Source organism: Halorhabdus utahensis DSM 12940, from assembly GCF_000023945.1.
Classification (GTDB): domain Archaea; phylum Halobacteriota; class Halobacteria; order Halobacteriales; family Haloarculaceae; genus Halorhabdus; species Halorhabdus utahensis.
In genome coordinates, this window is the sequence record NC_013158.1 from 1,858,788 (window position 1) to 1,884,636 (window position 25,849).

Annotated in this window: 27 protein-coding genes; 9 read left to right on the forward strand and 18 right to left on the reverse strand. The window is 65.2% G+C overall.

The genetic code is table 11. The features are described from left to right. Positions 1-100 precede the first annotated feature (100 nt). Positions 101-376 (reverse strand): hypothetical protein, encoded by a 276-nt coding sequence (locus HUTA_RS09055; protein ID WP_049941279.1) that lies wholly within the window; start codon positions 374-376, stop codon positions 101-103. A 139-nt stretch (positions 377-515) separates the two neighbouring features. Further along, complete coding sequence (locus HUTA_RS09060) at positions 516-1,061, reverse strand: peptidylprolyl isomerase (protein ID WP_015789594.1); 546 nt, start codon at positions 1,059-1,061, stop codon at positions 516-518. A gap of 175 nt (positions 1,062-1,236) precedes the next feature. Here HUTA_RS09060 and HUTA_RS09065 point away from each other — a divergent pair, with 175 nt between their 5' ends. Beyond that, positions 1,237-1,776, forward strand: a complete 540-nt coding sequence (locus HUTA_RS09065; RefSeq protein WP_015789595.1) for a hypothetical protein — start codon at positions 1,237-1,239, stop codon at positions 1,774-1,776. Positions 1,777-1,794: 18 nt separating this feature from the next. On the opposite strand, the gene HUTA_RS09070 is transcribed toward HUTA_RS09065, so the two are convergent. The 4 genes from HUTA_RS09070 to HUTA_RS09085 form a co-directional block, all read right to left on the reverse strand. Next, positions 1,795-2,835, reverse strand: coding sequence for a zinc-dependent alcohol dehydrogenase family protein (locus HUTA_RS09070; RefSeq protein ID WP_049941443.1), 1,041 nt, complete (start codon positions 2,833-2,835; stop codon positions 1,795-1,797). Between the two features lie 51 nt (positions 2,836-2,886). Continuing rightward, positions 2,887-3,270, reverse strand: coding sequence for a DUF5658 family protein (locus HUTA_RS09075; protein WP_015789597.1), 384 nt, complete (start codon positions 3,268-3,270; stop codon positions 2,887-2,889). A 186-nt stretch (positions 3,271-3,456) separates the two neighbouring features. Beyond that, positions 3,457-3,846 carry a DUF5658 family protein gene (locus HUTA_RS09080; RefSeq protein WP_015789598.1) on the reverse strand — a complete coding sequence of 130 codons (390 nt, stop codon included), beginning with the start codon at positions 3,844-3,846 and terminating at the stop codon, positions 3,457-3,459. A 16-nt stretch (positions 3,847-3,862) separates the two neighbouring features. Then, positions 3,863-4,192 carry a hypothetical protein gene (locus tag HUTA_RS09085; RefSeq protein ID WP_015789599.1) on the reverse strand — a complete coding sequence of 110 codons (330 nt, stop codon included), beginning with the start codon at positions 4,190-4,192 and terminating at the stop codon, positions 3,863-3,865. 137 nt (positions 4,193-4,329) lie between these two features. On the opposite strand from HUTA_RS09085, the gene HUTA_RS09090 reads away from it, so the two are divergent. The 4 genes from HUTA_RS09090 (at position 4,330) to HUTA_RS09105 (ending at position 6,451) form a co-directional block, all read left to right on the forward strand. Then, a complete protein-coding gene (locus HUTA_RS09090; RefSeq protein ID WP_015789600.1) occupies positions 4,330-4,911 on the forward strand; it encodes a response regulator in 582 nt (193 codons plus the stop codon). A gap of 76 nt (positions 4,912-4,987) precedes the next feature. Further along, the gene (locus HUTA_RS09095; RefSeq protein WP_015789601.1) at positions 4,988-5,263 is read left to right on the forward strand and encodes a DUF7577 domain-containing protein; all 276 of its coding nucleotides are present in this window, start codon (positions 4,988-4,990) and stop codon (positions 5,261-5,263) included. 95 nt (positions 5,264-5,358) lie between these two features. Beyond that, the gene (locus tag HUTA_RS09100) at positions 5,359-6,045 is read left to right on the forward strand and encodes an RAD55 family ATPase (RefSeq protein WP_015789602.1); all 687 of its coding nucleotides are present in this window, start codon (positions 5,359-5,361) and stop codon (positions 6,043-6,045) included. A gap of 1 nt (position 6,046) precedes the next feature. Next, complete coding sequence (locus tag HUTA_RS09105; protein ID WP_015789603.1) at positions 6,047-6,451, forward strand: hypothetical protein; 405 nt, start codon at positions 6,047-6,049, stop codon at positions 6,449-6,451. 174 nt (positions 6,452-6,625) lie between these two features. Here HUTA_RS09105 and HUTA_RS15600 read toward each other — a convergent pair whose 3' ends face one another. Together HUTA_RS15600 and HUTA_RS09115 are read right to left on the reverse strand one after the other, a co-directional pair. After that, positions 6,626-7,330, reverse strand: coding sequence for a hypothetical protein (locus HUTA_RS15600; RefSeq protein WP_015789604.1), 705 nt, complete (start codon positions 7,328-7,330; stop codon positions 6,626-6,628). Between the two features lie 54 nt (positions 7,331-7,384). Further along, positions 7,385-8,614, reverse strand: a complete 1,230-nt coding sequence (locus HUTA_RS09115) for a carboxypeptidase regulatory-like domain-containing protein (protein ID WP_015789605.1) — start codon at positions 8,612-8,614, stop codon at positions 7,385-7,387. A gap of 524 nt (positions 8,615-9,138) precedes the next feature. Here HUTA_RS09115 and HUTA_RS15785 point away from each other — a divergent pair. After that, positions 9,139-11,127, forward strand: coding sequence for a helix-turn-helix transcriptional regulator (locus tag HUTA_RS15785; RefSeq protein WP_218915296.1), 1,989 nt, complete (start codon positions 9,139-9,141; stop codon positions 11,125-11,127). 37 nt (positions 11,128-11,164) lie between these two features. Here HUTA_RS15785 and HUTA_RS09125 read toward each other — a convergent pair whose 3' ends face one another. Both HUTA_RS09125 and heR read right to left on the reverse strand, forming a co-directional pair. Continuing rightward, positions 11,165-11,917 (reverse strand): dolichyl-phosphate hexose transferase, encoded by a 753-nt coding sequence (locus HUTA_RS09125; RefSeq protein ID WP_015789608.1) that lies wholly within the window; start codon positions 11,915-11,917, stop codon positions 11,165-11,167. Positions 11,918-11,991: 74 nt separating this feature from the next. Beyond that, positions 11,992-12,768, reverse strand: coding sequence for a heliorhodopsin HeR (gene heR, locus HUTA_RS09130; RefSeq protein WP_015789609.1), 777 nt, complete (start codon positions 12,766-12,768; stop codon positions 11,992-11,994). Between the two features lie 205 nt (positions 12,769-12,973). On the opposite strand from heR, the gene HUTA_RS09135 reads away from it, so the two are divergent. Genes HUTA_RS09135 through HUTA_RS09145 form a run of 3 tightly spaced genes read left to right on the forward strand, consistent with a single transcriptional unit; the run spans position 12,974 to position 15,608 of the window. Then, the gene (locus tag HUTA_RS09135; RefSeq protein WP_015789610.1) at positions 12,974-14,131 is read left to right on the forward strand and encodes a sensor histidine kinase; all 1,158 of its coding nucleotides are present in this window, start codon (positions 12,974-12,976) and stop codon (positions 14,129-14,131) included. Beyond that, entirely contained in the window at positions 14,124-14,564 is a 441-nt protein-coding gene (locus tag HUTA_RS09140) for a response regulator (RefSeq protein ID WP_015789611.1), read from the forward strand. Before HUTA_RS09135 ends, HUTA_RS09140 begins: the two co-directional genes overlap by 8 nt. A 3-nt stretch (positions 14,565-14,567) precedes the next feature. Beyond that, positions 14,568-15,608, forward strand: coding sequence for a sensor histidine kinase (locus tag HUTA_RS09145; protein ID WP_015789612.1), 1,041 nt, complete (start codon positions 14,568-14,570; stop codon positions 15,606-15,608). 17 nt (positions 15,609-15,625) lie between these two features. Here the strand turns inward: HUTA_RS09145 and HUTA_RS09150 are convergent, their stop codons facing one another. From HUTA_RS09150 to HUTA_RS09185, 8 genes are all read right to left on the reverse strand, one after another. Next, on the reverse strand, positions 15,626-17,263 hold the full coding sequence (locus tag HUTA_RS09150) for a GMC family oxidoreductase (RefSeq protein ID WP_015789613.1): 1,638 nt from the start codon (positions 17,261-17,263) through the stop codon (positions 15,626-15,628). Next, positions 17,260-17,805: a gluconate 2-dehydrogenase subunit 3 family protein gene (locus HUTA_RS09155; RefSeq protein ID WP_015789614.1), complete on the reverse strand. Its 546-nt coding sequence runs from the start codon at positions 17,803-17,805 to the stop codon at positions 17,260-17,262. Before HUTA_RS09155 ends, HUTA_RS09150 begins: the two co-directional genes overlap by 4 nt. Positions 17,806-17,808: 3 nt before the next feature. After that, positions 17,809-19,821, reverse strand: coding sequence for an ArnT family glycosyltransferase (locus HUTA_RS09160; RefSeq protein ID WP_015789615.1), 2,013 nt, complete (start codon positions 19,819-19,821; stop codon positions 17,809-17,811). After that, positions 19,821-20,957, reverse strand: coding sequence for an ABC transporter ATP-binding protein (locus HUTA_RS09165; protein WP_015789616.1), 1,137 nt, complete (start codon positions 20,955-20,957; stop codon positions 19,821-19,823). The genes HUTA_RS09160 and HUTA_RS09165 overlap by 1 nt, the downstream gene beginning before the upstream one ends. Then, entirely contained in the window at positions 20,954-22,591 is a 1,638-nt protein-coding gene (locus HUTA_RS09170; RefSeq protein ID WP_015789617.1) for an ABC transporter permease, read from the reverse strand. The genes HUTA_RS09165 and HUTA_RS09170 overlap by 4 nt, the downstream gene beginning before the upstream one ends. Beyond that, a complete protein-coding gene (locus tag HUTA_RS09175) occupies positions 22,588-23,751 on the reverse strand; it encodes an extracellular solute-binding protein (protein ID WP_049941282.1) in 1,164 nt (387 codons plus the stop codon). Before HUTA_RS09175 ends, HUTA_RS09170 begins: the two co-directional genes overlap by 4 nt. A 104-nt stretch (positions 23,752-23,855) precedes the next feature. After that, positions 23,856-25,016: a hypothetical protein gene (locus HUTA_RS09180; protein WP_015789619.1), complete on the reverse strand. Its 1,161-nt coding sequence runs from the start codon at positions 25,014-25,016 to the stop codon at positions 23,856-23,858. 102 nt (positions 25,017-25,118) lie between these two features. Continuing rightward, positions 25,119-25,823 (reverse strand): DUF502 domain-containing protein, encoded by a 705-nt coding sequence (locus HUTA_RS09185; RefSeq protein ID WP_015789620.1) that lies wholly within the window; start codon positions 25,821-25,823, stop codon positions 25,119-25,121. Between the last annotated feature and the right edge of the window lie 26 nt (positions 25,824-25,849).

The following is a 25,849-nucleotide window of genomic DNA, read 5'->3' on the forward strand; positions in this document are numbered from 1 at the left end:
TCGTGTTCGTTCGAAATATTAATCCTCAATTATAATTTGTGGACATCTATCCGACTGCTGCGGCCACGCCGGTCGTCGGGGGTGAGCGTATCGGCCGGCGCTACCGGCTGCGAAGCCGTGACCGGACGAATATGCCGAAATAGAGCGTCGTCATCCCGCCCATGAGTGCAAGTGACAGATACATTGTCGTCGAGATTTCCCCTCGTCCACTCCCGGCCCATCCGACGCCTAGCAGCGACCAGATGGTCGCCAGTCCGGATCCGAGGGTCAACAGGCCGGCCGCGAGCAGTTCGTCCTCGCGCCACCGGAGTGCCGCGAGCGCGCCGAGGAACACGACTGCCGTCCCGACGCCGATGACCGCCATCGTCGACGACATGCCAGTACTGTGGAGCTGTATCGTCCTCAACGTTCCTATCTCACTCCGAATCGTCCCGGCCGGTCGTCGTCATTGCGTAGCGACGCCCGTCGGAGCAGGCACATGTCGATCCCCCGCTCCGGCTATCGACGACCGGCGTTCAGTCGTTGATCCGGACGGCTTCGAGTCGCACGTCTTCTTCGGGCTCGTCACGCGGGCCGGTGTCGACGTTCTCGAGTGCTTCGAGCGTGTCCATGCCGTCGATTACCTCGCCGAAGACGGCGTGATCGCCGTCGAGATGGGGCTGGGCGTCGAACGTGATGAAGAACTGCGAGCCGTTGGTGTTGGGCCCGGAGTTGGCCATCGAGACGACGCCGGGGCCGTCGTGGCCCAGATCGCTGTCGAACTCGTCGTCGAAGGTGTAGCCCGGGCCGCCGCGACCGGTCCCCGTCGGGTCGCCCATCTGGACCATGAACCCGTCGATGATCCGGTGGATCGGCGTGTCCTGATAGAACGCATCGCCGCGGGTCTCGCCGGTTTCGGGGTCCTCCCAGGTCGGGGTTTCGGGGGCTGGTTCGGCGTCGGCCGCGGGGTCGTGTTCCGCCAGGTTGACGAAGTTCTGTACGGTGGTCGGGACGCGCTCGTCGTACAGTTCGATCTCGATGTCGCCGTGGGTCGTCTCCAGTGTCGCTGTCAGGTCTCCCATGGACGGGCCAACGAGTGGGGCATGCATAACCGTGGTGATACAGGGAACGGTGACCGTGAGGGGCTGACAGTCGGTGCGTTTCCATCACCCGCGGAAACCGACCGGTTCGGCCGACTCGGTGGCTCGGAAATCAGCGGACGATGGGTTTTACTACTGTCAATCGTGAATGTAGTCTATGAGTACGGAGCGGCCGTCAGACGAGCACAGCGCGGCGACTGATTCGAACTCGGGTGGGGCGTCCATCGAGGACGGCGTCGAGTGGTCGTTGCTGAACTGGATCGTCATTGGCGTCTTTGCCGGGCTGACGCTCGTCGGAATCGTCCTCTCGACCGGCGTCCTCGGGTGGGCCGTCGCAATCCCCACCGATGGCTCAGACCCGAATCCAGTGACGATCCCGGTGTATGTCTACCTCTATGCCGGTTTCGGGGCACTTGGGTACATCTTCACGAAGCTCATGCACAAACTGGATCGCTACACCGAGTGGAATCAGTGGGAGCACGTCGTCGAGATGGCGATGCGGATCCCGGCGGCGTGCATTCTGGCGGCGGGCGTCTACCTTCTTCTGGGGAACTTCGGCAGCGTCGAGGGCGTCGACGGTGCCCGGTTCGCCGCCGGCGTGGCCTTCCTCGTCGGCCTGTACGTCAACGTCGCGCTGAAAGCCCTGGGGAGCCTCGCGGACCGGATTCTCGGCCGCCGGCCTCGCCAGCCGCAGTGATCTAGTTCCGGACCCGGTTTAGGGCTTGACCAACACCTTGATCGCCTCGCGCTCATCCATCGCCCGGTAGCCCTCGGGCACGCCGTCGAGGTCGACCGTCTTCGTAAAGATCGGCGAGGGGTCGAGCGTCCCACCGAGGACATCCGCGAGCAATTCGTCCGCATAGGCCCGGACCGGCGCGATCCCCCCGTTCAACGAAATGTTGTCCATGAACAGTCCGAAGATGTCGAGTCCGTCGTCCTCGATCCCGTGTGGGACGCCCACGTACCCTACGGTCCCGCCAGGCCGACAGACCTCGATCGCGGTGTTCATCGCACCCGTCGATCCGACACACTCCATGACGTGGTTCGCGCCGCCGTACGTGAGCTCCTGGGCACGCTCGACGGCCTCCTCGCCGCGCGCGGCGATCGTGTCTGTCGCGCCGAACGATTCGGCGAGTGCGAGGCGGTCCTCGTGGTGGCCCATCGCGATGATCCGTTCGGCACCGAGCCGGCGGGCGGCGAGGACGCCACACAGCCCAACCGCGCCGTCGCCGACGACGATGCACGTCGAGCCGGCGTCGACGCCCGCACTGACCGCGGCGTGATGGCCCGTCCCCATGACGTCCGTCAGCGGGAGGATCGCCTGGAGCGTCTCCTCGTCGTCGGCATGGCGGTCGGGCACGCGCACGAGCGTGCCGTCGGCGTGGCGCGCTCGGACGTACTCGCCCTGTGCGCCGCCGTCCTCGCCACCCCAGAACCCGCCGTTCACACAGGAAGTGTGGAGTCCCTTCCGGCAGAACTCACACTCGCCACAGCTGGTGACGAACGGCGCGAACACCCGATCGCCGGGCGCAACCGAGCGGACTTCTTCGCCCACTTCCTCGACGATCCCCATCGGTTCGTGACCGATACGGGAAGGGACGTCGCGGTCCTCTTGCCCGCGGTACGGCCAGAGATCCGACCCGCAGATCGCGGTGTGGGTCACGCGGACGACGGCGTCGGTCGGCGCGTCGAGTGCCGGTTTCGGGACGTCTTCGATAGCGATCTCGCCTGGGCCGCGAAAGACGGCTGCGCGCATGTCCATCGCGACGGACGCGATCGTCTTAAATTCGGGACTGGCCGGTCGAGCTCACACCGTCGCGATCATGGCGACGTTACACACGACCACAACCCCCGTGACGCCGCCGAACCCTGCGAGGGCGGCGTACCCCTGCTGTTCGTCGACAAGATACCAGGTCGCAGCCAGGACCGTCAACGCAGCGAGTTTGAGTCCGACGAGGCCCACGACCCCCAGTGTTTCGAGGAGCGCGCGTGCGAGTGCGTTGCCCTCCGAAAGCCCCTGGCGAAGCCCGATCGTCGTCGTTACCACGTCGAGGATTGACGCCGTGAACACGGCTGTCCAGAGAGCCACGGACAGCGTTCTGAGCGAGAGCCACTCGACGACGTATTCGACCGATTCGATACGATAGTCAGTCGAAGCCGCCCTCTCGGACGGCGTCTGGTGCTTTCCCATCGGTGTACCCCCCGAACGGCGGATCCCAGTCCCCTGGATGATGGGTCCGCCGCTCCTCGGAAAGCAGGCTCCAGCCCCCTATTGCTGGATCTCACTCTCCCGGCTGATGGACCCTGTCCCCGTCCGGTATCTCTTCATGTCATACACCAATTATTTTATCCTTTCGGTTTCAGTCCCGAACGCTTCTCACAGCCCCGCGAGCGTGACCGTATTGAGCCCGACGACGACCAGCGTCACTATCGCAAACCCACCGAGGACGAGCCGAGCCGACTGTTCGGCCAGGTAGTGCCAGGCGATCACCAGGGCCACGAGGGCGACCAGTTTGAGTGCGCCGATCCCGGGGGTCCCGTAGGTAGTCATGAACGCCCGCGCGACCGCGTTGCCCTCGGGGAGGCCGGCGGCCGTTCCCACCATCGTCGTCACGACGTCGAGTGCGGACCCGACGAGGACGACGGTCCAGAGGACGACGTCGGCCTCGAACAGTGGACGGGGTTCCAGAAACGCCTCGAAGGTCGCCAGGCCGTCCTGGAACCACGTCGGAACGACTCGCTCGGGCAGCGTTCGGAACTCGATCATGTCCGGATGGCCGCCTTCATCGTGTGGGTCCCACTGTCGGCGGTGGTGACTGCCGGTAGTTCAGATAGAACGTTCGTCCACAGCCGTCCCGTCCGGGCCGTGGCCCCGCACGGTCACCGGCTGTGGATGACTGCGAGCGGGCGTTCCCGGTAGCGGTGGCTTCACCGCCGACGTCACCGAGACAGACGAATTCGATGCCGTCTCCGGCTTCAACGTCGGCAGTCGTGGCGGCGTACTCGTGATCTGCCAGTGGGTGACGCGTCACGGAGGCGTCCTGCAACGACGGGGCTCGATCGATACTCGTCACGGCCCCACAGTACGGACAGTGATACGTGACTTCGACCATATCTCCACCGTACGGGGCCGACGAATATAGTTGCCCGGTCGCCGAGGCTGTCAGGTGATCGATGCGAAGCGTGTTTTCTCGCACTGATTGAGGCCCGAAACCTTATGAGACGTGCCATACCAACTTTTGGCACGCAGATGTCAGCCAGTGTTGCTCCCATCGTCCTGGTGGTCGACGACGAGCCGGACGTCGCCGACGCGTACGCAGCCCAGCTGGAGGGCCAGTACACGGTTCTGACAGCCTACAGCGGCCAGGAGGCCTTGGAGACGCTCGACGAAACTGTCGATATCGTCCTGCTTGACCGCCGGATGCCGGGACTCTCTGGCGACGACGTCCTCGAACGCATTCGGGATCGCGGCCTCGATTGCCGGGTCGCCATGGTAACCGCCGTGGATCCGGACTTCGACATCATCGAGATGCCCTTCGACGCGTACATCACCAAGCCGGTCTCCCGTGACGATCTCTTCGAGACCATCGACCGCCTGTTGACGTTCCAGACCTACGAGAAGCAGTTCCAGGAACTGTACCGGGTGATGTCGAAGGTGGCGACGCTTCGGGCGAACAAGAGCGAGACCGAACTTCAGCACAACGACCCCTACCAGCGACTGCTCGACCGACGTGATCACCTGCGAGACCGCCTCGACGAGACGATGCTTTCGTTCGACGACGACGACTTTACGACCGCGTTCAAGGAATTCAACGACGCCGACTCGGAGTGACGGTGCGGGACGTTCTGTGGCGTCTGTGACCGGGTAGAACCGAAAACCCAAGTGTGCGGACGACAAAAGGTAACATATGACGCCCGTCTGGGGCTGGATCGTCGCGTACATACTCGGGTTTTTGCTCTTTCAGTTGCTCATCTACTGGTATCTCGGCGAAGACGGCACGTCGATCGAACGGACGACACCGGACAGTACCGAACAGGAACGCGGACCGCGCCCGTCGATCGAGACACGGGATACCGACGAGGGGGATGTCGGTGAGACGGTTCGCTGTCGGCACTGCGGGGCGGCAAACGAGTTCCATCCGAGTTACCGCTTCTGTCGGGTGTGCGCAAGGGAATACCGCTAGGTGGCCGTTTCTCGCGTCATGAGCCGGGCGACCGCCGCTATCACTCTTGAGAACCATGAAGAAACATCTATGTGCTGACGGTGTCTTTTTCATGTATGCGTCTGGCAAGTGGCGTGCCGGGATTTGACGAACTCGTCGAGGGGGGACTGTTGCCGAACCGGCTCTACGTCGTGAGTGGGCCGCCGGGCAGCGGGAAGACGACCTTTTCATCGATGTTCATCACCCAGGGTGCCAAAGAGGGGGATACCTGTCTGTACGTGACGATGCACGAGACGAAGTCCGAACTGAGCAAGGACATGGCCGGCTTCGAGTTCGGGTTCGACCGGGCCATGCAGTCGAATACGGTCCAGTTCCTGAATCTCGTGACCGAGAGTGGCAAACGGACGATCTCGCAGTTCGGGAGCGACGGCGGGCTGACCAACCGGCTGGTGGCCTACATCGAGGCCAACGACATCGACCGGGCGGTCATCGACTCGACGATGCTGCTGCAGCACTTTTTCACCGACGTCTCCGAGGAGATCACGGGCTTTCTATCGGCGCTGAAACAGACCGACGCCACCATCGTCCTGATCTCGGAGATGACTGACCCCAGCGCGTACTCGGACGAACACTATCTGGCGCACGGCGTCATCTTCTTCCACAATTTTCTGGATTCGGGGAGCATGACGCGGGGGGTCCAGGTGATCAAGATGCGCGGGACCGCCATCGACTGTGACATCCGCGAGATCGCGTTCTCGTCGGAGGGCCTGCGGGTGTTCCCTGATAGCAAGGTTCAGACGTAACATGTACGAACGCACGTACGGCACCGACTGGGAGACGCTCGGGAAGGACGAGGCTGCCGAGCGGGCGTTCGCCCTCGGCGTGGCGGCCGAGATCGGCGCGGGAAATCCCGAGGAATACGAGCGAGTCCTGCAAGCGGGGGGGACGTCCTACGATCGGAGCCTCATCGAACTCGCCTATCAGGAGGGCAAACGGAAGGCGGCCGGTCGACGTGGCGACGTCGAGGAATCGACCACGGTCTGGGCGGAACTCGTCGAACCGGACGGCGACAAGACGACCGTCGACCCCGAGGACGAACCGGAGCGCCGCGATTCGCTCCCGCCGGCACTGGATTCTATCGAGATGCTCGAACAGCGACTCGAAGACGGGCTCGAACGCGAGGAGCTGCCCGACTTTCTTCGGAAGTAACCTCGACCTCGGTCAGTGCCGCCGGCGTTTTTCTATCGCTGTCGCCGGAATCCCCGTCCAGCCACGGCTCTCACATCCCCCTTCACAGGGGAAACCACCCGTCAGGTCCCGGACGACGGGCGGCTGTGGCGGGCATCGACGGGCCGAGTTTCCCCGTCCGCGTCGGTGGACGGATTACCACTCGTCGTTCGTTCGGTGGCGATAGATCACTGCCCCGACGGCCAGCAGGATCGCCATCAGGCCGACGGCGACCCAGAGCAGCGTCGGACCCGGGAGATCGGGGACATCCTGCCCGGCCCCGCCGTCGTCGGCTGGGCCATCGTCGGGAACGCCGTCGGCGGGGGCGTCGTCGGCCGGCGCATCGTCGGCGGGAGCGTCGTCGGCCGGCACGTCACCGCCGCTCTTCTGGACAACGAGCGAGCCAGCTTCCACCGGCGGGCGGATCTGTTCGCCGTTGTCGTTCCGGAAGTCGTGGATGGTGATCGAAAGCGTCGACGCGCCCGGGTCGGTTCCTGTCAGCGTCAGTTGCCCCAGCGAGACGTTCGTCGACACCGGCTGGACTGCCCGACCGAGGTCTGCCGCCCGGAAGGTCACCGTATCGTTGGTACTGGCGCGGATCTGGAACGCGCTGATGTCACCGGGCTCGACCGACTCGATGTTGCCGACCGTCTCGTTTTCGACCCCGACCGTGAGATTGTACCGCTGGACGCCGTTCGGTGCATCCGCGAGCGTCACGTCGACCTGGGTGCGTTCGTCGACAGCGATGGTTCGTTCGCCAACCGTCAGCGTCCCTGCCGCGGCGGCAACGCCGACGGCGGCGGTCAATACCAGGGCGATTCCAGTGAGGATTGCAATGTCTGTTGTGGTGTCGTATTGCATAGCGTGTGTGAAACGGAAAGATGGTGGTTGGCGAACGATACGTGGACGGCTCGCCTAGACCTGGAAGGCGAGTTCGATCGCGTCCGCGAAGGTCACCTCGCCGTCACCGTCGAAGTCGAGCGCGGCCTGCTGCTCGGCCGACAGGGCGTCGTAATCGACGAACGCCAGCGAGATGGCGTCGGTGAAGTCGACCTCACCGTCCCCGTCGATATCCTCGAAGAGGCCATCGTCGTCCGGATCAAGCGGCGGATCGTCGGCCGCCGCACCCGGGAGCGGGTTCTCGAACAGCAGGTCCAGTTCGAGACTGAGACGACTCTGATTTATCGGATCACCGTTGTCGTCGACCAGTCCGTGGATCTCGAGGGACAGTTCGTCCGCTTCGACCGGCCCGGTAAACTCGAAGGAGGTGAGTTTCCGCTGCTCCTCGAAGGACCCGATCGTCTCACCGAGGTCGGCAACCCGGAACGAAAGCGTGGTATTCGTCCGCTCCAGCACCTGCACGGTGTCCGGTGGAAGCAGGTGTGCCCTGAGCTGGTCGTGCGTTCCACTTGCCTCATCGGCAATGTTGATCGTCACATTGTAGGACTGCAGGCCGTTGGGCGCACCGTCAAGCAGGAGTTCGGCCTCGTTGGAGGTCTGCTCGACCAGCTCGTCGAGTTCAAGGTCGAGTGTCGTCGTGTTGTCGGGTCTGACGACTGCCGTCGTAAAGGTCGGTTTGTACTCCTCGGCACTGGCGACCACGTTGTACGGGCCAGGTAGGAGTCCCGAGAGTGTGTAGGTCCCGTTCGCATCAGTCGTGGCCGAGACGTCCGGGCCACCGACGGCGACGGTCGCGTTCTCGATCGGCAAGCCCGTGTCGTCGTCGACTACCGTCCCGGTGATCGTCCCGTTTTGGGGTGGTGGCGTCTGGACGGTGATCGTCGTCGGTGCGAGGTCATTGACCGCGACGGTGTGGGGACCGGGCGTCCCGAAACTCGTCTGGAAGGTCGTGTTCGTCGTCGCATTGGCACCCACCGAGACGTTGCGGGTCTCGGCAGTCTGGTTGTCGACGATAAACGCGACCGTCGCGTTGGCCGCACTCGACCCGACGTTTTCGACTGTCGCCGTGACGCTTACCGACTCTCCGACGTCGACGGTCGTGTTCCCGACGCTATAATCCGTCACCGAGACGTTGCCGGCGGCGTTCCCGGCATTGCTCTGGGCCGCGACGAAACCAGCTCCGCCGCTGATGACACTGAAAAGCACTACCACTGACAATGTAAGGGCCTTGAGTTTGTCGTTCATTGTGGCTCCCCCCTGTCGTGGATACGCGCGTTTGTCCGCACTATTCGGCCGCCAGCGGGGCTGGCGACACCGGTATATCGTGACTTGTTGTTCGTGATTCGCATGCGTCTGTGGACGTCCGCAGTAACTGGCTAGCTGTGCACGGTGACTGCCCCACCTTCGAAATATGGCCGCACGGAGACCGTGAGGGGGGACGTAGGCTGGATGTTGGCTGGTTTTCGTGTCGTTGGATGAACACCTCGTTCAGATGTCGCCACTGGGGGCGGCCCGATAAATCCGGACTCCCGTTGCGACTGTTCCATCTGTTTCATTTATATCAGGTCTGTCGTACTGACTGTTCAGCGCATTCACAAACTTCTCCGTCATGCGATTTTTATTAGTTATAGTTGATACTTACTTTATCCGGTGGCTTCGGCGAGTCGCTACCGTAGGTATTAGTGTCATCGTACCGTACGTTTCAACGAAAACTCGTGTCTCCTCCGTCTGGTCGTGGCGATCGCTCGTGGCGGTTCAGTAGGCCACCAGTGACGAAGCGCCAACACGGCGGTGGTGTCTCCCACACAGGACAGCAGCTCCCGACGATCGCACCCATGCGTGATCTGGCCGAGACTGCCGTTGTCGTTTGCCTTCTCCTGTCTAGCGTGGCGTTTACCGGTGTTCACGCCGCACCTGCTGGAGTGACAGTCGAGGACTTCGCGTACTCAGGGCCCGGAAGCGTTCCACTCGAGGACGGGTTGTTCCTGTGGCAATCCTCGTCCCACGAATTCACGGTGACGGTCTCGACGACGGTGACCGTCGAGGCCGACGTGTGTCTGGTTGCCTCGTTGTCCGGGGTTGCTGACCGGCGGAACCTGACCTGCAAAGCAGTATCGTTACGGCGCGGCGTCACCGAACGGACGTCGTTATCGGTCAGTTCCTGGCCCGTCGACGTACACGGGGTGCAGTCGGTTGGCGTCGTCTTCAGCACCGAAAACGGGTCGACGATATCGTCCACTTCGTCCGTGACGGTTACCGTGTTGCAGGCGAACGCGTCGCTCGACAATGACAGCCTGACCGACGAGCGAGAGGTCGCCCTCGGGACCGATCCGACCGTCGCGGACACGGACGGCGACGGACTCGACGACGGACGGGAGGTCGAAATCCACGATACCGCCCCCACGAACCCGGATACAGACGGTGACGGGCTGGTTGACGGTTCAGAGGTGACCGTCTACGGCACTGATCCCACCGATCCCGATACTGACGACGACGGATTGGCCGACGTGGACGAACTGCTGGCGGACACGAGTCCGACGACCCCCGACACCGACGGTGACGGACTGACAGACGGCATGGAACTCGACACGTACGGGACCGATCCGACCGTCGCGGACACGGACGGCGACGGCCTCGACGACGATCTCGAATGCGCCGAATACCTGACGGACCCGACAAACTCGGACTCCGACGACGACGGCCTCGGGGATGCACTCGAGATCCGCACGTACGACACCGACCCGAGAGGGGCCGACACGGACGGCGACGGTCTCGACGACGGCGTCGAAGTCGGTGCGTACGGCACTGACCCGACTGTAGCCGACACGGACGGCGACGGCCTCGATGACGGTGCGGAAATCAACCGTTTCGGGACCGACCCGACCGTCGCGGACACGGACGACGACGGCCTCGACGACGGTGCGGAAGTCACTCGTTTCAACACTGACCCCACGAGTGCCGACACGGAGGGGGATGGGCTCGACGACGGTGCGGAAGTCAACCGTTTCGGCACCGACCCAACGAGCGCTGATACGGACGGCGACGGCGAGGGTGATGCCGCCGAGGTGTCTACCGGCATCTTCGGCCTGTCGTGGGTACCGGTCGAGGGCCTGCTGGTTGTCGGGCTGACGCTCGCCGGTGGGATTCTGGTACTGTCCGCCCGGTCTTCGTTCGCCATCCCCTTCGATCATCGACGAACCGATACGTCCCCGGAAGACGACAGTCCCGATCACACGAAACAGGGGCTGGATCCGGGTGGATCTCACGCGAGCGATAGAGACGTGGATGCATCCTCGGAGAGAGATCTGGACGCGAGTGCGGATCCCCTGGAGGAGGCCCCAGGGGGTGCGGATCCATCGAAGGACGAGACGGAGGCGGGTGATGGGCTGGCAGAAACCGACACGGACGATGAGAGTGCTCCGGCGATGGAGGGTCGCGAAGACGCCACGCGGGGGGATTCAACAACTGGGGCGGACAGTGCTGGCCCGGTCGAGGAACACGCCGAGGAGACGGCGTCGGTACCGCCGGCGTTTCTCTCGAACACGGAGCGGGTGCTGGCGTTGCTTCGGGACAACGACGGGCAGATGCGACAGTCCGCGATCGTCGACGCGACGGACTGGTCGAAATCGAAGGTGAGCCGCGTCCTCTCGGAGATGGACGAGGAGGGCCAGGTCGTGAAGGTGGACATCGGGCGGAGCAACCTCATCGTCCATCCCGAGAACCTGCCGGACGGTGCCAAACCACCGTTCGAGGAGTGATCGGTCTGCGTTCGATTCGCTCACATATCCCGGCCACTCAATCCGCCGCCCGGTTGGGCCGTTTGGCCCGTTCCACGCTCCGATCGTCGGCGCGCTCCGCCAGGGAGACTTTCAGGATCGACTTCGCGATGGCGGCCCCGCCCGAGAGCGGGGACAGCGTCGTCTCGCCGATCCGCTCGCGGTAATCGATCGGGATCTCCGTGACGCGATAGCCGCGCACGACCGGTCGAAGGAGCAGCTCGGCCGATAGCCCGGTGTTTTCCGTCCACTCGATGGCTTCGATCACTTCGCGACGGTAGGCCCGCATCCCGGTGGTCGTGTCGTGGAGGCGCTCGCCGACCAGCGCACTCGCAAGCCACGCGAAGGCGTGGTTTCCGAACCGATTGAACGCCGGCATCGTCTCGGCACCACTCGAGAGGCGGTCGCCGCTGACCACGTCGTAGCCGTCGTTGATCGCGTCCAGAAAGTCCGGGAGGCGTTCCATCGGGTAGGTATCGTCGCAGTCGGTCGTGACGATCACCGGCCGGTCGGGCGTCGTGATCGCCGTCTGTACTGCCACGCCGTAGCCCTGTGGCTCCTGTTCGATCACGCGCGCGCCGTGCTCGCGAGCGACTTCGGCCGTCCCGTCGCTGGAACTGTCGACACAGACCACTTCGGCCTGGCCGTCGGTCACCCGCTTGATGTCTTTGAGCACGGTCCCGACCGCCTCGGCCTCGTTGTACGTCCCCATCACGACGCTGACGTCCGCGAACGTGTACGTGCCGTCCCCGCTGGCTTCCTCATCGCTCATTACGCCACTGTTCGTCCGGGGATACTTGAGGCTTTAGGTTGGCCTAAAGAAGGCGTTTGTTAGCGACCCGTCCGCTACACCGGCGAGTTCAGCGCGCCGAAGTACACCTGCCAGGCCAGCAGTGACTTGGCCACGAGACTCAACACGATGTAGCCGACTTCGCCGAAGCGGTAGTCCTTCCACTTCCAGATGCCCCGGTACTGCAACAGCATGTTGATCGCAAAGAGGTTGAACAGGACAAAGAGTGAGACGTAGATCACGATCACGAAGTCCGGCGGGCTCCCCTCGCCGAAAGTGAAGGTGCCGATGATGGTGACGGCAATCGCGATCCAGGGGACGATCCCGGCCAGCGAACCGACGACGAAGGCGCTCCAGTCGGTCTCCTCGGTCAGGCGGTTGTGCCGTTCCATGAGGAGGCCACAGAGGTTCATCACGGCGACCAGGCCGAACAGCGCGATCAGCGTGCCCAGGTCCCAGACCCCGGCGAGCATCGCGATCAGGACGATCATCAGCGACGCGCTGACGGCGTACTCGTACCATCTGTAGGGGTTCATCCCCTGCTCCAGATAGGCGACGTACCGATCGTACAGTACCGTCGAAATCAATGCGTGTGCGATCGCGGAGATGAACAGGAACCCGGCGGCCAGGTACGCCAGTTCGATCGTCCCGATCGATTTCATGACGGGCGAGAGGGTCTCGGTAGTCGTATCGAACTCCTGGTAGACGGCCGTGACCGTCCACTCCCGGGAGGAACTCAGATACACCATCAGTGCGCCTTGCAGGAAGTGCACCACGGCCATCGCCGCGTTGAACCGTCGGAGATTCCAATCGCTGGTGTTTGTCTTGGCCATACCCGTTCGTCTCATCGAACTATAATGATTCTTTGCCCGACTGTCCGGTCTCTGTGCCGGCCAGGAAATCCCGGCACGTGCCAGGGGTGGCCTGATTCGGCTGGTGAGAGCTGACGAGTCGTCGCCGATAGCTTCCCTGAGGGGGTTATCAATTCTGATTCGTCGAGGGGGACACTCAAGTCCACGTTTCTCCCCATCACATATAATGAACAGTGCTCGAACTGACGACGAGAATCGTGTGGTGCCGGACGATCCGGATCTCCTCTTGCAGCTGACGGAGTATACGGACGACTCGTTGTGGATGTTCTCGCCGGACTGGAAGGAGGTGATCTTCGCCAATTCGCGGTACGAGGACATCTTTGGCGAACCGCTTTCGACACTCGAGGACGACCCGAGGAGTTTCCTCGAAGCCGTCCATCCTGACGACCGCGACAGTGTCGTTGCTGCGATGGAAGAGTTGTCCGGTGGCGAACCCGCCGATCTGGAGTTTCGGGTCGACCCGGCGGACAACTACGAAACCTGGGTGTGGGTGCAGGCACAGCCGGTGTATGACGACTCGGGGGAGATAGCTGCCCTCGCCGGGTACACCCGTGACATCACGCGCCGGAAGGAATACCAGCGGGAACTCGAACACCACCGGGAGGCCCTGGAGAAATCTAACGAGAGCCTCCGGGAGTTTGCCTACATCGCTTCCCACGACCTTCAGGAACCACTTCGAATGGTGTCGAGCTACGTCGACCTGCTCGAACGGGAATACGGCGACCAGTTCGACGACGAGGCCGAGGAGTACATGGAATTCGCCGTCAACGGCGCAAAGCGGATGAAGCGGATGATCAACTCGCTGCTGGAGTACTCCCGCGTCCACACCCAGGCCGAGGAGTTCGACGAGGTCGACGCCGCCGAGGTGTTCGAAAGCGCCCGCCAGGACCTGGAGCTGCTGATCGCCGACCACAGTGCCGAGATCACGGTCGGGGATCTGCCGACCGCCAGCGCCGACCGCGATCAGCTCGGCCAGGTCTTCCAGAACCTCCTCAAGAATTCGATCGAACACGCCGGCGAAGACGGAACGCCACAGATCGACGTGACGGTCACCGACCGCCCGGAGGCCTACGAGTTCGCCGTCGCGGACAACGGGCCGGGGATCCCGGCCGACGAACAGGACGACGTCTTCGATATCTTCAGGCAAGGGGCGAACGCCGAGGCCGGCAACACCGGGATCGGGCTGGCGATCACCCGCCGGATCGTGCAACGCCACGGCGGCGAGATCTGGATCGAATCGGAGCCCGGCGAGGGCGCGGCGTTCAAATTCACCATCCCCAAGGGACTGAACGTCGCCGAATCGGAGGGTGTCGACCATGAGTGAGACCGGCCAACCGGTCGAGATCCTCCTCGCCGAGGACAACCCGGGTGACGCCAAACTCACGCAAAAGGCCTTCGAGGAGGGGAACATCCTCAACAACCTGCACATCGTCGAAAACGGTGTCGAGGCGATGGACTTCCTCAAACAGCGAGGCGACTACGAGGACAAGGCCCGGCCCGACCTCGTCCTCCTGGACCTCAACATGCCGAAAAAAGATGGCTGGGACGTCCTCGAAGAGATCAACGATGACCCGGAACTGCGCCGGATCCCCGTGATCGTGCTCACGAGTTCCGAAGCCGAGTCGGACATCGTGAAATCCTACGAGCTTCAGGCCAACGCCTATCTGAGCAAACCCGTCGATTACTCGGGGTTCATGGACGTCGTCCGGAGTCTCGAGGAGTTCTGGCTGTCAGTCGTCAAGATGCCCCCGAAGTGACCCATGTCCGACGCAGGCACATCGATCGACGTCCTGTTGATCGAGGACAATCCCGGCGACGCCCGCCTCGTCGAGCACCATCTCAACGAATCCCACGTGGCCGACATCGTCGGCGACGTCACCCTCGAACACGAGGAGACGCTCGCCGAGGGGCTCCGGGCGATCGAAGCCGGCCGACACGACATTCTGTTTCTCGATCTAGGGTTGCCCGAGAGTACCGGGCTGGCGACGCTTGGGGCCGTCCAGGACGAGGACCCCCGCGTTCCGATCGTCGTGCTCACCGGCCTGGACGATCGGGAGACCGCCGTCACGGCGATCCAACGCGGGGCCCAGGACTACCTGCTGAAGGACGACCTCGACGCGGACGATCTCGCCCGGTCGCTGCGCTACGCGGTCGAGCGACACCGGCAGGAAGCCCAGCTTCGCCTCCAGAACGAGCGTTTAGAGGAGTTCACCAGCGTCGTCTCCCACGACCTGCGAAACCCGCTCAACGTCGCCCACGCCCGGGTGAACATCCTGCGGGACGAGGCCGACAACGACCACCTCGAGACCGCCTCGCGGGCGCTCGATCGGATGGAGGCCCTAATCGAGGACCTCCTGACGCTGGCCCAGCAGGGCCGGGCCATCGACGACCTGTCGACCGTCCGCCTCGACGTCGTCGCCGAGGACTGCAGGGAGAACGTCGACACGTCGGACGCGGACGTGATCGTCGACACTGACGCGACCGTCCGTGCCGACGGGAGTCGCCTGCAGGAACTCCTCGGCAACCTCCTCAGAAACTCGATCGAGCACGGCGGGGCAGCCGTGACGATCACGCTCGGCGACCTCGCCGACGGGTTCTACGTGGCGGACGACGGCCCCGGCATCTCCGCTGACGACCGCGAGCAGGTGTTCGAGATGGGGTACTCGACCTCCGAGGGTGGGACGGGGTTCGGTCTCATGATCGTCGAGGGGATCGCCGAAGCCCACGGCTGGGACGTCCGCGTGACCGAAAGCGAGGCCGGCGGGGCGCGGTTCGAGATCACCAGCGTCGACGTGCACTGACTCCGTCACCCATCACGTCACAGCACACTCTCGAGGTGGTCGACAGTCCGCAACGCGAGCGCGGCGATGGTTAGCGTCGGGTTCATCGCGCCGCCGGTCGGGAAGACGCTCGATCCCGCGAGCCAGAGGTTCGCGAGGTCGTGAGTTTGCCCTCGGGCGTCGACGACGCTCCCGTCCGGATCGGTTCCCATCCGCGTCGTGCCCATGTGATGGAACGCCGGCCCGGTATTCTCGGGGCCGATCTGCCAGGTGATCTCCGCGTCGAGTTCCGCAAGGATCGTTTCCTGGATCGCGTTGGCTCGCCGGAGCGTCCGCCGGGTGCGATCGTCGAGCCCCCAGTGGATCTCCGGGACGGGATTGCCGTGGTCGTCGGTCCGCGAGGGGTCGAGGCCGACGTAGTTCTCTCTGCGCGGCGTCTGCTCGACAAGGGCTCCCACTGTGAGGTGGCTGCCATACGTGTCACTGATCCGCTCCCGTAGTCCATCACCCCACCCGCCGTCGGACAGTGCAACTCCAACGGGTGAGGGGCCGCCGTAGTTGCGGAATTCGAGTTTGATCGGCCCGAGATCGTCCGCGCCGGCGTCAGCCGCAGGGATTCCCCGGTCCGTTCCGGCCGCCGGCTCGTCGTAGAACTGGTGGGATTCGGTGGTGTTGAACCCGACGTGGTGCTGGCGGGTCTCCCGGTCGATCACGCCGCTCGTGCCCGCAAACAGGTGCTCGTGGAAGTACCGCCCGACGAGCCCGCTCGAATTCGCCAGGCCGTCGGGGTACTGCGGTGACTCCGACAGCAGGAGGAGTCGGGGCGTCTCGACGCCGCCGGCCGCGAGGACGAACTCCCGCGCCTCCTGGCGGTGCGTCTCGCCATCGGGCGTGGCATAGACAGCTGCCGTGACCCGCTCGCCCGCGTCGTCGTGTTCGAGGCGCTGGACGGGGACCCGGTCGATCACTCGCGCGCCCGCTTTCTCGGCCTTCTCGACGTGGCTGGTGGCGTCGTACTTCGCGCCGGAGGGACAGACGGGCTGGCAGGTGCCATAGCCCACACAGGCCGACCGGCCGTCGTAGCCCTCGGAATTGCGGGCGTTGGGTACCGAGTGAGTGGTAATTCCCAGGGCCTCACAGGCCTCGGCGAAGATCGAGTCGCTGTGAGAGGGGTCGAACGCCGGCATCGGATGGGGCTGCTCGCGCGGGGGTTCGAAGGGGTTGTCGCTCGCGCCGGCCACCCCTAGCGCCGCCTCGGCCTCGGCGTAATAGGGCCGGAGGTCGTCGTACGCGATCGGCCAGTCGGCGGCGACACCGTCCCGCGACGCGACCGCGAAGTCGCGTTCGTGGAGCCGCATCACCATCCCCTGCCAGTGCAGTGTCGACCCGCCGACCCCTTTCACGCGGGTGTGGTTGAGTGGATAGTGTCGATCGCCACTCGACGTGAAGGCGTCGCGCTCCCCGCCCATCCCCCAGATATCGGGCCGGCCGTGGGCCGGGCGCAGGGCGTCCTCCATCTGTTCGATTCGCTGCTCGGGGTCGAATCGCGGGCCAGCCTCCAAAACGGTCACTTCGTGGCCACCGGCGGCCAGTCGATGGGCGATCAGCGCGCCGGCCGGTCCTGCCCCGATCACGCAGACGTCAACCCCGTCGCTCGGCGTGCGATCGGCGCTCACGACTCCGGCCCCCGTTGATAACTCGCGAGTCCGCCCGGGTGACCCGGGGGATTCTCGATCCCGACCAACTCGCCGCCGGTCGGTGAGGCGTACAGCGCGAGCAACAGGTCGTTGATCACGAAATAGCGCAGGCGCTCGGTGTCCCCTCCATTCGGATCGGGATCGGCCTTCTCGGCCCCCATCCGCCGGAGTGCCTCGTCGCGCTCGTCGGGCGACAGCGCCGCGAAGTCGCTCTCGTACCACGCCTGACAGTACTCGTCGAGGTAGGCCACGGCGTCGGCGATCCCCTCGGCGTGTTCGGGGCGGTCGGCCGTCCGGCCGCCGGCGTAGCGTGCGACGAACGGTTCGATCTCCGTCACGCCGTCGGGGTAGAGCACCTCGGCGGCGGCCGAAAGCGTCTCGCGGTCGTGGTCGGAAAGTGACGGTTCCTCGCCGGCATCAGCCTGCTCGTCGTCCGCCGCGGGCGCGGTACAACCGGCCAGCGACGCCCCGACGGCCGACAGCGCCGCGATCGCGTCCCGTCTGGTGAGTTCGTGGCTCATGGATCAGGGTTCCTGTGTCTCGTTCGTCGCTCGCAGTTCTGTCCGGACGAATACCCCGTCGGGTGATTCTTCGGGCACGTACGTCGCCGCGCCACCGCAGGCCTGGGCGTCGAAGCAGTATTCGACGCGGGGGGTCAGCGCGCGCACCTGTCCGCCCTCGGCTTCGACTGGAACCGACAGCCGGTATTCGAACCCGCCCACCCCGTCGTCGGCGAAGACCGTCACGTCGACCGCCTCACGTCCGTCGATCGCAGGCTGTTCCTCGCTGCCGGCTTCGAGCAGGCCGACCGCTCGGACGGTGTCGCCGATGACGAGCCGGAACTGCAACTCGTCGCCAGTCTCTCTCGGGACGTAGTGGGCCGTGCCGTCGTCGGTCTCGACGGTGACGGTCGCGCTCGTGACGCGCTCGGGGAGGCCGACGCTGGCGTTCAGGGTGACGGTCTCACCTGTTCGCTCTTGGACGCGCTGGAGTCGGGCGGCTTCCGGCGAGTCGCCGAGCGGGTCCCAGACGCCCCGAAAGCCGAACCGGTAGAGATCCCGGTCCGGGAAGGCGTCGGCGATCGCGAACGGGCGGTCGGCCATCGCGTAGACCGTCCGGCCGTCGTAGCCCGGATCGTTCCGCAGCGCCTGGAAGGGGTGGTTGAGCCAGGGGCCGTAGGGCGTCGGCGTGAGGACGACGGCGTTGGCCGGTGGTTCGGGCTCGAAGGGCGCGTAGGTCAGTTCGTAGGTGTCGGTCACGTCGACGTTGCGCTCGACGGGCGCGGCTGCCCCACCGGCCGTGATCCCGCCGAGGACGAGCGTACTCACGAGGGTGATCGCGGCGAGGGCTGCCAGCGCCGTTCGGCGGTCGAGGCGAGCCTGCAGTGCCTCACTGATGGCGTCGAACGCAGCCAGTGCGGCAACGGCCCCGAAGGCGGCCGTCGGGACCAGCAGGTCGAAGTGGTAGTACGGACCTAGCGAGGCGATCAGGCCGTCACCGGCCGCGTCGAGGTCGCCGAGCAGGTTGTAGTTCCCCCAGAAGTACAGATTCCCGACCGGGACCGAGACGCCGACGGCCGCCAGGGTGGCTTGCCTGGCGTCCAGCCCTCGCCGGGCCGCCACGGCGAGGCCTGCGATCCCGAGGGCCGCGCCGACGATCCCGCCGGCGATCCAGCGGTCGACGAACGTCGCGAGGACGTTCCAGTTGGCCTCGGCGGCGAGGCCGGGCGTGTACTCGACGCCGTGGTTGAGGAGTTCGCGATGCCCGAACCCGAGGCCGTCCAGCGGGGCGAAGGCCTCGTAGGGGAACGTCAGGGGTGATCCGGTGACGGCGGCGTTATACGCGAGGGTTAGTCCGACGCCGACCAGCCCCAGCGCGGCGGTCGCCGCCTGCCGGGGAATCGCCGTCCGCCAGTCCCAGGCGAGCGTCCACAGCGCGTGAGCCACGAACGGCGTGGCGAACAGGACGGCGGTGTACGGTCGGGCGAAAAAGGCGAGGCCGATCGCCGCACCTGCCGCCGCTGCCCACCGCCAGTCGCCGGTCCGGTCTGCCCGAAGGTACCCGTAGGCGAAGGCCAGATTCAGCAGCGTCGTCGGCGCGTACGGCAGGAAGGTTGCGGTATCGAGGAGGAAGAGGGGGGAGGCGAGCACGAAGACGGCGGCGAGCAGGCCGGTCCGGCGGTCGAACACTTCGCTCACGACACCCGCGACGCCCGCGAGGATCCCGGCCGCGATGGCGGGCAGCGCCAGCCGATAGCCCCCGAGCAGTTCCCCGAGGGCGAACATCCCCGCGGGGACTGGGTTGTACTTCGGGTAGAACCCCTCGCTCTCGACGAAGAACCACGGCCGGAAGACGCCCTCGACGGGCGGGGTGAGGGTGAGTTTGCCCTCCAGCAGCATCGCGGCCTGCTGGAGGTAGACGCCCTCGTCGTGATTCAGTGAATGGTATGGAAAGAGGTTCGTCGAGACGAGCCAGACGGCGAGTGCGCCGGCGATTGCGATCGTGAGCGTCGCGAGATGAAAGCGGCGTCGGTCCATCACTCGGCGGGGAACCAGGCCAGGGGGTGGTCGGTCGCCAGGCGAACCCGGACGCGCTTGTCCATTCCGAGTTCCTCGGCGTGGTTGTGCTCACAGTGCAGGATGGCCCCGGAGTCCAACTCGACGGTGTAGACGAACGAGGGGCCGGTGTACTGGCGGTCGACGATCCGACCGTTGGTGCCCGCCGGGTCGGCCGGCACGGCCCGGATGTCGTCGGGTCGAACGAGCACGTCAACATCGGCTCCCTCGTACTCGGTGTCGAGGCCCTCGATCCGGTCGGCGTCGAGACAGCCAAGCGGCGTGTCGACGCAGCCCTCGGCGAAGGTGCCGGAGACGAACCCGGCCTGGCCGAGGAACTCGGCGACGAAGCGTGATTCGGGTTGCTGGAAGACGATCTCCGGGCGACCGATCTGCTCGACCCGGCCGTCCCTGACGACGGCCACGCGGTCGCTGATCGAGAGGGCCTCCTCCTGGTCGTGGGTCACGGAGACGGCGGTGACGCCGGTCTCCTTGATGATCCGGCGGACCTCCCGGCGCATCTCCTCGCGCAGGCCGACGTCGAGGTTCGAGAACGGCTCGTCGAGCAGAAGCACGTCGGGTTCGGGGGCGAGCGAGCGCGCGAGCGCCACCCGCTGGCGCTGGCCGCCCGAGAGGTCCTCGGGACTGGCCTCGCGATAGTCGTCGAGGCCGACGAGTTCGAGGAGGTCCGTCACCCGCTGGTCGATTTCGTCGTCAGAACGATCCTGAATGCCGAAGGCGACGTTCTCGCCGACGGTGAGATGGGGAAACAGCGCGAACTCCTGGAAGACCAGCCCCACGTCGCGGTTCTCCGGTTTGACGAACGTGCCCTCGCCCGCGACAGTCTCGCCGGCGACCCGGATCGCGCCAGCGTCGGGTTCGTCAAGCCCCGCGAGCAGTCGGAGCGTCGTCGTCTTCCCGCAGCCGGAGGGGCCGAGCAGCGTGAGGAGTTCGCCGTCCTGAACGGTCAGATCCAGGTTCGCGACGGCGGTTTCGGCCCCGAACTGTCTGGTGACGCCGTCGAGTTCGAGGACTGCGCGGCCCTTCTCGGCTGGTTCGGACGCGCCGGTGGACCGGGGCTGTGCGTCGACGGGAGTCGAGTGTTGTGATGCAGTCACGTGTTCGAACCCTCCTGGGAGAGGATGACAGCCATCGAGAGCGCGGAGATGACGATCAACACGAGCGCGGGGACGGCTGCCCGGCCGTAGAGACCCGCCTCCCGGACGCGCCAGATGTAGGTCACTAACGTATGGTCGAACCAGAACGGCCGTAAGAGTAGCGTCGCCGGCAGTTCCTTCATCGTCGTGAGGAACACGAGGGCCGCCCCGGTCGCGATCCCGGGGGCGATCAGCGGCAGCGTCACCGCCCGGAAGGCCTCCGTGCGGGTGCGGCCGAGCGTTCGGGCAGCCTCGATCAGGCGGCCGTCGACCTGCATCGTCGCGGTCCGGATCGCGCCGATCGCCTGCGGGACGAACCGGACGACGTACGCGAAGACGAGAATCAGGAGTAGGTCGTACGCTGTCTCCCGATAGGACAGTGGGAGCGTGTTGAGCGCGAACAGCACGAGTGCAAACGCGAGGACGATCCCCGGCGTGGCGTAGCCGACGTAGGAGAGCCGGTCGGCCAGGCCGGCCAGTCGGGACCGGCCACGCGCGGCGGCGACTGCCACCGGCATCGCGACCAGCAGCGAGGCCCCGGCGGCGAAGAGGGCGAGATAGACCGAGTTCCAGCCATACGTCCAAGAAAAGGCCAACCCGCCGGCGGTGTAGCCGCCCGCGTCGCTTGAGAGCCATAGGCCGAAGACGATCACGGGGAGGGCGATCGCCAACCCCGCGATGACGGCGGGAAAGAGCGCGGCGACGTACCGCCAGGTCCCGAGTTCGATGACTGCGCCACCACTTGCCCCCCGGCTCTGGTACGCTCCCTCATCGTCGGCCCCGACCTTCGATTCGAGGTAGAGGATCCCGACGGTCACCGCGAGTAACTGGAGGGACAGCAGGGCGGCCCACGGGCGCATCGTGGTGTTGTAGCGTGCGTAAATCGCCTGGGTGAACACCTCGACACCCATGAAGTTCGGCGTCCCGAAGTCCGCGAGCGTATAGAGCGCGACCAACAGCGCGCCGGCGGCGATCCCGGGCGCGATCTGCGGCAGGGTTACCCGCCGGAACGCCTCGAGTCGACCGGCGTCGAGCGTCCGAGCCGCTTCGATGAGGGAGGTGTCAAGCGACAGTAGCGACGCGCGTGTCGTCAGGAGGACGTACGGATAGGTGTAAAGCGTCAGGACGAGTGCCGCGCCGGCGAAGCCGCTGATCTCCGGCAGTTGTTCGATCCCGACCGGTGCGAGCACGCTCGTGAGGACGCCACCGGTCCCGAAGGCCGAGAGGACTGCGAGCGCCCCGAGATAGCTGGGGACCGCCAGGGGGAGCGCGGCCAGCACGGTGAACAACCGGGCGAAGGGGAGGTCAGTTCGGGCCGTCAATAGTGCGATCGGGACGCCGACGAGGACGCTGCCTGCCGTGACGATGGCCACGAGTGCGACGCTACGGAGCAGTATCTCGATGGTCCGTGAATCAAGGGTGAGTTCGAGCGCACGCGGGCCGAGGTCGAAGACCTCGAGGAACAACCAACCAAGCGGGGCCACCAGCGCGACCGCGATGGCGGCGGCGAGCAGCGTGAGTTCGGACGGCCGGCCGATACCGGGGACTCTCGAGAAGCGCTCACGGAGGTCCTCGACTCGGCCCTCGCGGCTCATCCCGACACGCCGGCCTCGGACATCAGTTCGAGTGTCGGTTCGAGATCGGAGAGGTCGGCGAGGTCGATCTCGGGCGGGTTCAGCTCGTCGACGGTCGGCAGCCCGCCGACCGGCTCGACGCCGGGGATCATCGGATACGCGTAGCTCACGGTGGCGAAGAACTCCTGGGCCTCCGCCGAGAGCAGGTGCCGGACGAAGTCCGTGATCAACGCGTCCTTCTCGGTGCCCTCGATCTGGAGGATTCCCGCGACGTTGACTAAGGCCCCGGCGTCACCGCTCGTGAAGGCCAGATCCAGCGGCGCGTCGGGGCGCTGGTTTTTCACCCGCATCGCGTAGTAGTGGTTGGCGAAGCCCGCGGTCAGTTCGCCGTCGGCGACAGCCTGGGTGACGACGTACTCGTTGGGATAGCGTTCGGTCCCCGCGTTTCGCATCGATTCTAGCCACTGCCGAGTCGTCTCGGCCCCCTTCTGGAGGCGCATCGCGGTCACGAAGGCCTTGAACGCGCCGTAGGTCGGTGCCCATCCCATCGTTCCCTGCAGGGCGGCCGTCTCGGGGAACTGCGCGACTGTCTCGGGAATCTCGCTTTCCTCGATCGTCTCCGTGTTGTAGGGAACGCTCCGGGCGCGGCCGGCGACGCCGACCCACGAGCCGTCTGCGCCCTGGAAATCCTCGGGGACGGGTTCGAGTGCTTCCGCGGCCAGGGGTTCGTAGGCGTCGTTTTCGGCGACGTAGCCGAGAGAGGCGGCGTCGATTGACCAGAAGACGTCGGCCTGGGAGCCGCCGGATTGGACCGCTTCGACGATCGACTGGGCCTGGGATGACGAGGGCGCGTCGTCGGTGAACCCCGTGAACTCGGGGTAGATCTCCTCTAACATCTCGATGAACCGCTCGTAGATGCCGCCCTCGCCGCCGCCCATGTAGATATTCAACGAACCCGAGAGATCCGGTAGGTCCTCGATCGACGTGCCGCCTGGGGCCGGTCGCCCTTCCACGAGCGTCCCTGATCCGCGGAACTGCGCGAGCGACGGAACCGACAGTTCCTCGCCGCTCCCCTCCGTCGTCTCGCTCTCGAAGGGGTTCGCACAGCCTGCCAGCCCGCCCAGTGCGCCTGCCCCGACCGCGCCGAGGAACTGCCGCCGACTCGCCGATCTCCGTGTCATGTTGGATTTAGGTTTGCCTAAATACGTAAAAAGGCCGTGATTTCGGCCGGGGTTCGCCGACGTCTTTCCCTCCGCATCGCGGCCGGGACGGTCGTCACGATCGGTCATTCGGCGATCACCGCCGCTTCGCGTCGGTCCGCGTCGGCGTCGAGTGCATCCAGGCAGTCCACCCAGTCGTCGAGGTACTCGCCACAGTACGCGAGGAAGTCGGCGTTCTCCCACTCGTCGTCGGCGCTCGTCTGGAACTCCTCGGCCACCGCGCGGGCGACCTCGGCGTAGGAGTCAGCGTTGTCGCCCGCGCGATCGACGAGTTTCCAGACGTGTTCGTTGAGTTCGAGGCCGGCCACCTCGTTGGCCAGGTCGCCGAAGGTCGACCGCGGTGCTTTGTTGTGGTCACACAGCGGCGCGCCGTTGTAGATCCGCCCGCCGAGGACGTCGGCGGCACGTTTCAACAGCAGTCCCGACCAGATGTCGTCGAAGCGCCCGACGTCCCAGGGGTTGTCGTCCATCGGGAACTGGTAGAACGCCGGGACGACCTCCCGGCGGAAGGCCAGGTTCATCGAGCAGACAGTGAGGTAGTTCTCGCGCCCCGCCACGAAGTCCTCCCCGAAGTCCCCCGTCGTGGTTCGGGTCGTCGCCTGCCCGTTCAGGTCGCCGTCCATGAGGATCCGGACCGCGTCGAGGTCCGGGACGTTGGTCCACAGGCCTTGAGAGGCGACGACGCTATCGACATGCTCGGTCGTGACCGTCCGCTCCTCGTCCATCGCGCTGTAGGGATAGCCACGCGGGTAGAGATCCTCGGCCTCGTGGAGGACGTTCACCCACTGTTCGTCTGACTCGACGGCGGTGAGCTCACCCTCGTAGGCGAGGTTATCGAGGTGGGTTTCGAAGAAGTCGATATCGTCGTGTGGGGCGGTGTCGTCGTCGAGGAAGACGCCATACTCGAAGCGTTCGTGCGCCCAGAGATATAGCAGGCCGAAGGAGGTCTGGGCGTGGCTGGCGTCGGGAATCAGGTGTGCATACTCGGCGATTCCGTGTTCCTCGAACCAGTCCTCGCGGTCGGTTCCATCGAACACTGCCCCCGCAAGCCCCTCCTCTTCGAGCATCGCCTCCATCGCCGCGGTGTCACAGAAGTCCTCGGTCACGAGGACGACGAACAATCGATCGAGGTCGAACCCGTGCTTGCGGGCGTTCTCGGCGTACGCCCGGAGGAACTCGTGGTTTCTGATCGTCGGCACGACGACGCAGATATCCTGAGTAGTCATCGTACCTCCCGGTTGTTTAGGGTGGCCTAAAAGATTGGCGATCGGGACAAATACGTGTCTACAGCCCCGAATTCGTTGATTCACACTGTCACGAGTCCCGGCCTATGCGTCGTCGCTTTCCTCGGCTGACGGCGTGCCCTCGAACGCCGCGGCGTCCGGGATGTCGACGTCGGTCTCGGCGGCGAGTGCGTCGATGTCGGACTGTTCCTCGGCGATGCCGGTCGTCATCAGCAGTCGGATGGCCCGGCGGACGCTGATGTCGACCTCGTGGATGGTGTCTTCCGGCGCGAGGACGAGTCGCCCGCCGGTGATGTTCGGGCTGTGCGGGACGAAGACGTTGTACGCCTCGCCGGTGACTGCGTGGGTCGAGGCCGGACTCTCGCCGGTGACGAACCCGATGGCGAACAGCCCTTCGCGTGGATATTCGATCAGCACGACGTTCTCGTAGCGGTTCTCCCGGTTGCGTAGCGCCTGGGTCATCTGGCGGACGCTCGTATAGATGACCCGCACGACGGGGACGATGCCGAACACCCGGTCGAACCACGCGAACGCCCAATCGCCGATCGACCGCTGGGTGAGATACCCCAGCCCGGTGATCACGACGACCAGCGTCAGGAAGGTGATGACCTGCGCGACCAGCGTGATGTTCGCCGTGTACTGGGAGAGTGCGGTCGCCGCGACGATCGGATCCACGAACCCTGACAGCCACCCGATCAGTAGTCTGAGCGCGACGATCGTGACCACGAGCGGGGCGACGAGGAACAGCCCCGCCACGAAACTCCGTCTGAGTGTGTGCGTTCGTGACACGGTGTGAGCAACGCTTCGCAGTGACG